This window comes from Bartonella sp. AP65SXKL (assembly GCF_042195725.1).
In the GTDB taxonomy this organism is placed as follows: Bacteria; Pseudomonadota; Alphaproteobacteria; order Rhizobiales; family Rhizobiaceae; genus Bartonella.
Genome location: NZ_JBHIOW010000003.1, coordinates 145,364 through 157,035 on the forward strand (window position 1 = coordinate 145,364; position 11,672 = coordinate 157,035).

The window sequence follows — 11,672 nt, forward strand, 5'->3', positions numbered from 1 at the left end:
TATTATTATAAATTCAGTACGGCCTTTCCACTCCATTGCTGGTCTATTCGTCGTTTTATGATATTGCTTGCTTAATAAAGCGTGTACTTTTCTTGCTGTAATAGCTTTTGCTAGACGAAGGTAAATTATTGTGTCAGTCTGTTTGTGTAATCTCTAAAACAACTTGTACAATCGATTTGAGATGAATAAAAAGCTTAACAAGTAAAAAAATATTTTCTTTTGATTCGGCCTTGCATCTTTCTAAAGTATCTACGGTAATATCTTATGAAAAGATTATGCATTATCTCATGCTTTTGTTTATCATGTTCTTTAATGGAGTAAGTTCCCTCACGAAAAACAGAGCGTCTCAAACAAAATACACTTACATTGCCAATTCATGGACTTATTTAAAAGAGACATACTTTAACACGCTACAAGCCTATTTTGCGACAGCGCCTGTGAATGGTATAACTGTTAACGCCTTTAGACATCAGCATCTTTACTCTTATGAAGATATAAATCGACACCATCATACACTTTGCAAGCCCCCAATGTTTTGTGCGATAATTCTTAACACTTGAGAGGTTTATAAGAAGTATTTTTACTCTCTTTTTTAATAATTTTTATCCATATACGAACCCTACTTATGACCCGTAAGTAAGCGATTTTTAATGAATTCAATATGAGAAGAGGGGATGAGAGAATCTTACAGTATTTTGAGTTAGCTTCAATTTTAAAATGATAATTTATCATAACAAATCAAAATACTATCAATAAAAATAGGAAAAAATCTTTTGTCTCTCATACATTTAAAATGTTAAATTGAACCTACATGGAAGATAAAAAACGTGTCATATTATTTTTTCTAAAGCTAAATGAAAATAAAATCTTTTTATGAGTTGTAAATAATTCCTCAATTTTCAGAAATCAAAAAGTTTTTTCCTATATAAGATTCTTTATGTTGATCTTTGGGATGGGAGGAGCAGCTATGTATACAGCATTAAGGATCTTATTGATATTATGGGGAGTATTGGCATTTGATACGTGGGGGAGAGCACAAGATTTTCAAACTCCCGCATCACAACTGTTATTACTCGATGATGATACAGAGACAATACTTTATGAAAAACAAAGTGATATTCCTTTTTTTCCTGCTTCATTAGTAAAATTGATGACAGCAGAAGTTGTATTTCATCAATTAAAAAAAGGATTATTAAAAAGTACGCAGAAATTCAAGGTCAGTGAAAATGCTTGGCGCAAAGGTGGAGCACCTTCCGGTACAACCACTATGTTTGCAAAGATAAAGACAGAAATCAGTGTTTCTGATCTTTTACGTGGTTTAATTATTGTGAATGGAAATGATGCTGCTATTATTCTTGCTGAAGGAATATCAGGACATGAAGATCATTTTGTAAAACTGATGAATCAGCGCGCAAAAATAATCGGATTATCTCAGAGTCATTTTGTTAATGCTACAGGGCTACCGGAAGAGGGACAATTTGTAACTGTGCGTGATATGATTATATTAGCACGTCATATTGTTCAGGAATATCCGGATTATTATGCACTTTATTGTGAGCCTCATTTTACATGGAATAATATTTTTCAACGTAATAAAAACCCTCTTATTTCTAAGGAAATTGGTGTAGAAGGATTTGGTTTTGGCTACAGTGAAAAAGAAGGTTTTTCAATGGTTGCCACCATTTCTAAAAATCATCGACGGCTTTTTTTAGCAATCAATGGTTTGCAAGATGGTAAAAAATATACAAAAGAAATAGAACGCATTCTTCAATGGGGGATGACGGCATTTGATCTCAAAACAATTTTCACAAAAGAAGAAACGGTTGGTCGTGCTTCTGTTTACGGTGGTAAGAAAAATTTTGTTCCACTCATTGTTAAAACACCAATAAGTTTTATGCTTTCGAATGAAAAAAAAGTAAATGTTAAAACAAAAATTAAATATCATGGTCCATTGAAAGCCCCCATCGTTTCTGGGCAATCAGTTGGTGTTATTCAAATTTTAGAAGATAAAAAGGTTCTTCTGGAAAAACCAGTTTTTGCCGGAATGAATATTCAGGAAGGAAGTTTCTTTGCAAAAGTAAAAAATGCATTCTATGAAATAACAATTGGATGGTTACGGAAATATTTGTAGTTACGCGCTAATAAGGTTAAGGTCATACGTGTCAGGTTATTTTATTACATTCGAAGGAGGGGAGGGGGTAGGAAAAACGGTGCAGATTTCTTTACTTGCTGAGTCTCTCTCTCACCAAGGTTATGATGTTGTTACAACACGAGAACCAGGAGGAACGCCAGGAGCAGAAGCAATCCGGCATATTTTGTTGTCGGGGCAGGCGCGACAGTATGGACCGTTGATTGAAGCTGTTTTGTTTACAGCTGCACGTGTCGACCATTTTCATGAAGTTATTGCACCTTCTTTGCAAAAAGGTAAAATCGTTTTATGTGACCGCTTTATTGATTCTACACGCGTTTATCAAGGACTCAATAATAGAGTCAGTTCTTCTCTTCTTTCTGTTTTAGAGTGTATTGCGCTCAATGGTATTTTGCCTCATTTAACATTTTTATTAGATATGCCAGCAATGTGTAGTATGAAGCGTGCAAATTTGCGAAGAAAAAAAACAGAAGAAATTGATTATTTTGAAAAAGATCAGTTGGAAATTCAAGAACAAAGACGTCAGGCTTTTCTTCAATTGGCCAAACAAGAACCCCATAGATTTCGAGTCATTGATGCCACTGGCTCAGTGGAAGCTATTGCTCATCAAATAAAAAATATTTGTCATCAGGTATTGTTGGATCAGCTTTCATGAGTAATTTAAATACCTTACGCCAATATGATGATATTGATACAATTTTATCACCATCCCAGAACAATGTTATCTTTGGTCATGAGGATGTGCGTCATTTTTTGACACAAATGCTTAAAGAAGAGCGTTTGCATCATGCATTATTATTTGAAGGAGAATACGGGATTGGAAAGGCTACATTAGCCTTTCATCTTGCTTGGAACATTTTAAGTTTTCAACAGAGTTCTTTCTTCAAACCCGATCCTTATTCTACCCCATGGCGCCAAATTACACAAGGAAGTCACCCTGGTCTTTTGTATATTTCACGTCGATTTGATGTGAAAACGCAAAAGTTTAAAACAGGAATACTCGTTGATGATATCCGTGATATTATGCATTTTTTAAGTCGAACATCGCAAGATAATGGATGGCGTATTGTTATTATTGATTCTGCAGATGATATGAATAGAAATGCAGCAAATGCAATTCTCAAAATACTTGAAGAACCACCTACAAAAACGTTATTTGTTATTATCGCACATTCTTCAGGAAAATTGCTTCCAACAATCCATTCACGGTGTCAAAAAATTTCTTTTCGTCCATTGAATAACGATGAAATGAAAAAAGTTATTATACATATTTTCGCCGATCAGGATTTACCTGATGAAAAAACAATTGAAATGATTATTAAAAAATCTAAAGGAATCCCTCGAAAAGCCGCTTTACTTATTTGCCATGGCGGTCTTGAAATTATTAAAACAATTGATGCTCTCCTAGAGAAACCTGTTTGTAACGCAACAATTGTACATACTCTTGCACAAACATTTTCATCTGCTTCTTCTACATTCCAATTTCAACAATTTTGTGATGAAATTCTTAATAAAATTCAAAAAAAAGCTATCATGCTCGTTGAAAAGGGAGACTTATTTCTCTCAAAAAAATATGCGGAAAAATGGCAGGAGATTCATCAAGAAATAGAGGAAATACAACTGTTTAATCTCGATAAAAAGCAGTTTGTTATTAACTTACTTTTTAAAGTTCATAAGATCATTCATGAGAATTAGTTTTTCCGTGACAATGCGATGAACAAGCGTTATGTCATTATATCTTCTATTTATAGCGTTTTACAACGAGTATGACATGCGTGACACATATTACATAACAACTCCCATTTTTTATCCTAATGGTGCTCCACATATTGGACATGCTTATAGTGCCATTGCAAGCGATGTTTTAGCCCGCTTTCAACGGTTAAACGGAAAAAATGTATTTTTTCTTTCTGGTACAGATGAGCATGGTCTCAAGATGCAACAAACCGCAGCTGCATTAGGCATGACACCTCAGCAACTTGCAGATCGTAATAGTGCGGTGTTTCAAAAAATGCTTGCAGTATTAAATTGTTCTAACGATGATTTTATCCGTACGACAGAAGAACGCCATTATCAAGCTTGTCAAGAAATTTGGAAAAAGATGGAAGCAAATGGCGATATTTATCTCGGTCGTTATACGGGGTGGTATTCGGTTCGCCAAGAAGCCTATTATGAAGAAAAAGATACGGAAATTGGAGCAGACAACATCCGTCGTGAGAAAGAATTAGGCTCTCCAGTTGAATGGAATGAAGAAGAAAGTTATTTTTTTAGACTTTCTCATTATGAAAAGGCTCTTCTTGAATATTATGAAAAACATCCTGATTTTATTGCTCCATTTGAGCGGCGTAATGAAATTATAAGTTTTATCAAATCAGGTTTAAAAGATATCTCTATTTCACGCGCAAGTTTTAACTGGGGAATTGCTGTTCCTGAGAATCCAAAGCACGTGATGTATGTCTGGGTTGATGCGCTTACAAATTATCTATCAGCAATAGGTTTTTTCAATGAAAATTCAAAAAAACGTGATTTTTGGCCTGCAAATACGCATATTATTGGTAAGGATATTATTCGTTTTCATGCAGTCTATTGGCCGGCATTTTTAATGTCTGCTGGAATTGAATTGCCTAAAAATATTTTTGCACATGGTTTTTTACTTAATCGTGGTGCAAAAATGTCAAAATCTATTGGAAATGTCGTTGATCCTTTTGAAATGGTTGATCATTATGGTCTTGATCAGGTCCGTTATTTCCTTCTCCGTGAAGTGCCATTCGGACAAGATGGTAGTTATAGTCATGAAAGCCTTGTGAACCGTATTAATGCTGATCTTGCTAACGATCTTGGTAATTTAGCACAGCGCTGTTTGTCTATGATTGCCAAAAATTGTAATGCACAAGTCCCGAAACCAGCTTCATTTTTAGCTCAAGATAAACAGCTTTTAGAACAATCTCTTCAAGTACTTGAAACTGTACACCAAGCTATGTCTTCTTATAGTATGCATTTAGCACTTTCAGCTATTTTTTCAATTGTAGCAGATGCCAATCGCTATTTTGCCAACGAACAACCTTGGAGTTTACGTAAAAACGATCGAGAACGATTTTCTACAGTTCTTTATATAACTGTAGAAATCTTGCGGAGAATAGGAATTATGCTTTTGCCTTTCATACCCCAATCAGCAACGAAACTTCTTGATAGCCTTGCGGTTGCTGAAGATGATCGGTTATTGTATCATATAAGTCATTCAAAAATTCAAGAAGGGCTTGATCTTCCACCACCAGAACCAATTTTTCCTCGTTATATCTTGAAGAAAGAAAACACTCATCATGTTGATTGATACACATTGTCATCTTGATTTTGAAGACTTTTCACAAGATTTGGATAATGTTATCCAACGGGCTTTAGATGCTGACGTTAAACGTATGATAACAATTTCAACCCATGTTCATAAGTTAGATAAACTGTTAGCCATTGCGCAAAGCTATGATCAAGTCTTTTGTTCCGTTGGAACACACCCCAATCACGCGCATGAAGAACAAAATATTACAGCGGAAGAGCTTATACAGCTCTCGAATCACCCTAAAATTGTTGCGTTTGGGGAAGGGGGCCTTGATTATCATTATGATTACTCTACACCAGAAGAGCAAAAGAAAGTTTTTCAAGAACATATCATTGCTTCTCGAAAAACACAGATTCCTCTTGTTATACATTCACGCAATGCCGATATCGATATGGAGAAAATATTACGTGAACAGATAAAAGAAGGAGCTTTTCCCTTTATCCTTCATTGTTATTCGTCTGGAATGCAACTTGCTCGTGCTGGAATTGAACTTGGTGGTTATATTTCTTTTTCGGGTATTCTTACTTTTAAAAACGCACTTGAAATCCGTGAAATAGCAAAAATTGTGCCCCATGAGCATTTGTTAGTGGAAACAGATGCTCCATTCTTAGCACCTAGTCCCCATCGGGGAAAAACAAATGAACCATCTTTTGTATGTTATACAGCAGCTGTTTTGGCTGAAACAATTGGCTTAAGCATTGAAGAAACAGCTCAAATAACAACGCGTAATGCTTTTCGTTTATTTAGCAAAATGAAATAAGGCAAAAGATATGTGTGATCAATACCGATTTACAATATTAGGTTGTGGTCCTTCTCCAGGAGTGCCAAGACCTAATGGTGATTGGGGAACATGTGATCCGAATAACCCTAAAAATAAACGCTACAGAAGTTCTTTATTAGTTGAACGTATTAAACCTTTTGGAGACAAAACAACGATCGTTATTGATACAGGTCCAGATTTTCGCTCACAAATGATTGATGCGTGTGTAAGCCATCTTGATGCTGCTCTTTACACGCATTCTCATGCAGACCATATCCACGGTATTGATGATTTACGCAGCTATGCACTTGCACAAAAATGTTTAATAGATATCTATGCGGACAGATTTACACTAGAGCATCTCAAAAGTGCTTTCGGATATTGTTTTCAAACTCCAAAAGATTCATCTTATTCTCCCATTTTAAAAGAGCATCTTATCAACGAAGATAGCCAATTTATTATTCAGGGGCAGGGCGGAGAAATAAGCGTCAATACACATTTACAACACCACGGAAACATTCATTCTTTAGGTTTTCGTATTGGGAATGTTGCCTATTGTACAGATGTTAGTAAATTTCCTGAACAAACATTATCCAAATTAATGGATTTGGAAGTGCTTATCATTGAAGCTCTTCAATTTCAATCTCACCCGAGTCATTTTTCTGTTGATCAAGCATTACAATGGATAGAATATTTAAAGCCAAAACAAGCAATACTTACACATATGGATAGAACTCTGGATTACAATAAGGTAATAAATTACGTTCCATCCTATGTAAAACCTGCATATCAAGGTCTTACTTTTGAAACAGATGCGTAAGCTTATTATGCGCAATATTTTAAGTTAAATAAAACACTTTTAAATTTATCCTTTATTTTATTTCATTTTTGACATATTTAGTGTTTTTTTATGTCAAAAATGAGGCTTTTATGTATAAGAATTTTAAGCGGGGTGTATGTATTGTGGTTTTAGCGGTTTCCTTGACAGCATGTGGGGGGCGTTTAGAAAAAAATATTGCAACGACAACATTACATGATGGATCAATGAGTTGTGCCGATATTCAACGGGAGTTTTTTGCTAATAAACGTCAGATTAATGATACAATTGCAGAGCGTTCTAAAGCAAGAAATAAAAACGTGGCTTTAGCAGCGGCAAGTGTTGTATTTGTACCTGCTTTGTTTTTTATGGATACTAAATCCAGTGAAAGTAATGAAATTTCAGCTTTAAATAACCGTAATGCTGTTTTGAGTGATCTTGCACGTATGAAACGTTGTAAAATAATGCAATAATTTTCCTTATTTTATTATACGTAATTTCGTTATCACTATTTTTGGTCTTTAAGGAATATACCTTAAAGACCAAAGTTTATTTTAAAAGTAAATTGTATGATATAAATATTATGATGATGTTTTAAAGTAGGGTTTTCTTTTTGGATAAAGGATTTATCTTCTGCATCATATTATCGCATAATATATATTATGGAACTTTATGGAAAAGTATAGCTAGCATCAGCGTTTTGAGGAACGAAGCTTTAAAATGAGCTACTTAAGTTAGCTAAGATCGAAAATTGAGCCTGTTATTCTGGCTCGAAAATTTCAATCACAATGTTTTTTTATTTTTTACTCTTTTAAAAAAATAATTACAATTTGTAGTACTATAAAACCTAAAAACAATATTCCATGAAATAATGGTACAAATGGCTGATAAATAAAATCGGAATAATATATTGTTATTGCTTCAATCAACACTGCAATACACCACACAATGATACCCCATAGTGAATACATCCAAAGTCCAACTAAGGCAATAGGATAGAGAATGGCCAATATAGCTGATGCAAATTGCCACTGCCAAGGCATAAGATCAAAACGCCATAGAATACCTGGAAAAAACCCAACAAGGCGTATCCAATAACAAATACCTAGAACTAAGCAAATAAATGCTAAAAACCGTAAGTAACAGTTATAGATTAAATTGATTTTTGAAATCTGTTTGTGAGAATTATTTTTCACAATAATAACTCTTGTTCAACAGGTTGGAAGTAAGAATCTACCATTTCATCTGTCACATTTGAAAGTTTATCTGGTTGCCATTGAGGTCTTTTATCCTTATCGATTAACATAGCACGTATACCTTCATAAAAATCATGTGAATGAATCATATGATACGCTATGCGGTTTTCAATTTTCATACAATCTTCCAACGTTTGAGATGAATTTTGTTTCATTTGTTTCCAGATAACTTTTAAACTTGTCGGAGAACGTGACTGCAAAATATCATAACATTCTTTAGCAAATAAAACATCTTCATTGCTTTTTTTATGTAGCAACTCGAGACATTCTTCTAAGGTATGGGCACTAAAACAAGTGTTAATAATACAACGTATTTCATGACTTGTTTCATAGTCTTTTGTAATTGTTCGCTCGTTTAAAGCTAAAGTAGGATCTCCTTGCTCAATAACAGCTTTTCTAATCATATCGAATTCAGTTTCAGCAACGGCGTGTGTTGCTAATCCTAAATTTAAGCAATCTCCCCACTTTATACGTGCGCCCGTTAATGCAAGATAGATACCAAAATGATTGGGAAGAGATGGTAAGAAAAAACTTGCACCTACATCTGGGAAAAATCCAATCGCACCTTCTGGCATAGCAAAAACTGTATTTTCTGTAACAATTCGATGCGAGCCGTAGAGAGAAATACCTACCCCTCCTCCCATCCAAATACCGTTTAAGAAAGAAATGTAGGGCTTTGAAAAATGTTTGATATAAGCATTTAAACTATATTCATTTCTAAAGTATTGACAAGCAGCAGCACTTTTCCCCATATGATAGATTTCTACAACATCTCCACCAGCACAAAAAGCACGCCCCTCCCCTTCAATTAAGACACAAGAAACATTATCATCTGTTTCCCATGTTCTGAGAGCTTTTTTTAAAGCTGAAACCATTCGTTGATTAAGAGCGTTTAATGCTGAAGGACGTGTGAGCTTTATAATACCAGCACGCCCTTCTTTCGTAAAAGAAATATCATCATCTGCTCCAAAATTAATTTGCATCTCACACCCTTCTTAAAACAATTATTTCATTGTTTTTTTTATACTTTTTGCCCCAAGTTTAGGAAATGTTTGCATGATTGCGCCAATACAATATATATAAATTCCTGTTACCGAAATTCCTATTTTAACCCAATAGGGAGCCTCTAGTTGATAAAAGAAGGCAGAAACACCAAAAAAACACCATAAGAGAAAAATGGGAAAATTAATTCTACGTAAACGAAGGACTCTTACTGGATGAATAAAATAAATTGGCAAAAAAGATATAATCGCCGATAGAACAATAATGATAAAAGTAATCCACTCTCCTGGTCTGACTACAAAAAGCGTAAAAATCATCATATTCCAAACAACAGGAAATCCTTTAAAAAAGTTTTCTTTGGTTTTCATACTAGTATCTGCATAATAAATAGCAGATGAAATAACAATAATTGCACTCAATGAAAATGATAACCCTATCCCCATGAAACCACTTTGATAGAGTGCAAAGGCAGGAATTAAGACATAAGTCACGTAATCAATAATATTATCTAACAGCTCTCCAGACCATGTTGGAAGAACGTACTTAACATCAAGTTTGCGTGCAATTGGTCCATCTATACCATCAACGAGAAGAGCAAGCCCAAGCCAACAGAACATAGCTGTCCATTCTTTTTGAGAGGCTGATATAAGAGAAAGAAACGCTAAAAATGATCCCGAAGCTGTTAGTAAATGAACGGAAAAGGCCTTTGCTTGTGGCATTGTTACTTTTTTATGGCGTAATAATTTAGCATTTGTTTTGATTTTCTTTGTTAATTTACGTTTCAAGGTTTTCTTATCCTCGTTTTTAAAGTCTTCAACCATCTATCAATACGCCATTTTTTAACGATGATATAACTCAGCATTTAAAAAAATCATAAAAAGGTTACTTTTTTATATCGCATTATTTATTACATACTATAATAATAGAAGAGCTTCATATAATAAAAAGAGAGAGATCATTTGGAAATGTTAAAATATTTTCTCAATGAATAAAGGTTCAAATCGTTGTGATATTTGAAAAGGAAGAGCATAAAGATATTGCTGTTATTGGTGCAGGTCCTGTCGGAATGTTAGCCGCGCTGAGTCTTGCACAGAAGGGGCTTTCTGTTTTTCTTGTTGGGCCCCCTGCTCATACAGATGAGTTACGGACAACGGCTCTTATGATGCCTGCAATACGCATGCTTCAAAAACTCAATATTTGGGATAATCTTCAAAAACATGCAGCTGCTTTATCGTCCATGAGAATTATAGATATAACTTCTAGAATTGTGCATGCTCCTACGGTGCATTTTTCTTCTACTGAAATTGGCGAAAAAGCTTTTGGCTATAATATACCTAATGTAAAATTGAACAGTGCTTTAGTCGACGCTGTTACACATACGCCCAATATTACAAGATTTGTTTCTGCAGCCAAATCTGTTCATCACACAAAAAACCATGTATGCATTATTCTTGCTAATCATAGAATTATTCAAGCACCACTTGTTGTTGCAGCTGATGGACGTCACTCTCTTACACGTGCCGCAGCAGGGATAAGTGTCAAACAGTGGAATTATCCCCAAAAAGCACTTGTTCTCAACTTTTCTCATGAGTTTTCTCATCAAAATACATCAACTGAATTTCATACAGAACACGGTCCATTTACACAGGTTCCACTACCAGGACGAAGATCTAGTCTTGTATGGGTTGTTCATCCTTCCCGCGCTGAGGAATTATTAAATATAGAACCAAAAACAATTGCAAAAATGATCGAAAACCAAATGCAATCAATGCTTGGAAAGCTAAGCTTAGAAACATCAATTCAAGCATGGCCGCTTTTCGGACTTCTTTCTCATCATTTTGCTGCTAATCGAACAATTTTAGTGGGTGAAGCCGCTCATGTTTTTCCCCCTATTGGGGCACAGGGATTGAATTTAGGATTCCGTGATGTCCAAACTTTAATTGATATTTTACCCAATAAAATATCCAATTCTAACTCTGAAATGATTGTTGCACATTATAACAAATGCCGCAAACCAGATATATTAATCCGAAGTGGAGCTGTTCATACACTGAACTCTGCTCTACTTTCTCATATGTTGCCTGTTCATATCATACGAAGCATTGGGCTTGGTTTGTTGCATAGTTTCCCACCATTACGTAATTTATTTATGCGCGAAGGAATGTATCCCGGTTATGGATTTAAGGAAATTATGCAAATATTTCCAACAAAATCATCAAAACAGCTCTACTAAGCAATAATGGATAATAACGTAAAATAATAAATAATAAATTGCATTTTGAATCATATCTATTACTAATATAAAAAATATTTTTGTTCTTTCTAAGAAGTAACAATTTATATTAAAATAATTA

At 34.6% G+C, this 11,672-nt stretch carries 11 protein-coding genes; 8 read left to right on the forward strand and 3 right to left on the reverse strand.

What is annotated here, in order from left to right; translation table 11 throughout:
- The first annotated feature begins 967 nt into the window (after window positions 1-967).
- The 7 genes from ACFIMP_RS03070 (at window position 968) to ACFIMP_RS03100 (ending at window position 7,533) form a co-directional block, all read left to right on the forward strand.
- Entirely contained in the window at window positions 968-2,131 is a 1,164-nt protein-coding gene (locus ACFIMP_RS03070) for a D-alanyl-D-alanine carboxypeptidase family protein (RefSeq protein WP_375646660.1), read from the forward strand.
- A gap of 28 nt (window positions 2,132-2,159) precedes the next feature.
- Entirely contained in the window at window positions 2,160-2,804 is a 645-nt protein-coding gene (gene tmk, locus ACFIMP_RS03075; protein ID WP_375629841.1) for a dTMP kinase, read from the forward strand.
- On the forward strand, window positions 2,801-3,844 hold the full coding sequence (locus ACFIMP_RS03080; RefSeq protein WP_375613424.1) for a DNA polymerase III subunit delta': 1,044 nt from the start codon (window positions 2,801-2,803) through the stop codon (window positions 3,842-3,844). Before tmk ends, ACFIMP_RS03080 begins: the two co-directional genes overlap by 4 nt.
- A 76-nt stretch (window positions 3,845-3,920) precedes the next feature.
- Window positions 3,921-5,480, forward strand: a complete 1,560-nt coding sequence (metG, locus tag ACFIMP_RS03085; protein WP_375613425.1) for a methionine--tRNA ligase — start codon at window positions 3,921-3,923, stop codon at window positions 5,478-5,480.
- The gene (locus ACFIMP_RS03090; RefSeq protein ID WP_375685972.1) at window positions 5,470-6,243 is read left to right on the forward strand and encodes a TatD family hydrolase; all 774 of its coding nucleotides are present in this window, start codon (window positions 5,470-5,472) and stop codon (window positions 6,241-6,243) included. Before metG ends, ACFIMP_RS03090 begins: the two co-directional genes overlap by 11 nt.
- Window positions 6,244-6,253: 10 nt before the next feature.
- Entirely contained in the window at window positions 6,254-7,063 is an 810-nt protein-coding gene (locus ACFIMP_RS03095) for an MBL fold metallo-hydrolase (RefSeq protein WP_375685973.1), read from the forward strand.
- 110 nt (window positions 7,064-7,173) lie between these two features.
- Entirely contained in the window at window positions 7,174-7,533 is a 360-nt protein-coding gene (locus ACFIMP_RS03100) for a hypothetical protein (protein ID WP_375613428.1), read from the forward strand.
- Window positions 7,534-7,863: 330 nt separating this feature from the next.
- Here ACFIMP_RS03100 and ACFIMP_RS03105 read toward each other — a convergent pair whose 3' ends face one another.
- From ACFIMP_RS03105 to pcsA, 3 genes are read right to left on the reverse strand one after another with little or no spacing between them, the layout of a single operon-like run.
- Entirely contained in the window at window positions 7,864-8,256 is a 393-nt protein-coding gene (locus ACFIMP_RS03105) for a DUF6163 family protein (RefSeq protein ID WP_375685974.1), read from the reverse strand.
- Entirely contained in the window at window positions 8,253-9,299 is a 1,047-nt protein-coding gene (locus tag ACFIMP_RS03110; protein WP_375638401.1) for an enoyl-CoA hydratase/isomerase family protein, read from the reverse strand. Before ACFIMP_RS03110 ends, ACFIMP_RS03105 begins: the two co-directional genes overlap by 4 nt.
- Before the next feature lie 21 nt (window positions 9,300-9,320).
- The gene (gene pcsA, locus ACFIMP_RS03115; RefSeq protein ID WP_375685975.1) at window positions 9,321-10,139 is read right to left on the reverse strand and encodes a phosphatidylcholine synthase; all 819 of its coding nucleotides are present in this window, start codon (window positions 10,137-10,139) and stop codon (window positions 9,321-9,323) included.
- Window positions 10,140-10,324: 185 nt separating this feature from the next.
- On the opposite strand from pcsA, the gene ACFIMP_RS03120 reads away from it, so the two are divergent.
- Entirely contained in the window at window positions 10,325-11,551 is a 1,227-nt protein-coding gene (locus ACFIMP_RS03120; protein WP_375613432.1) for a UbiH/UbiF family hydroxylase, read from the forward strand.
- Window positions 11,552-11,672 lie beyond the last annotated feature (121 nt).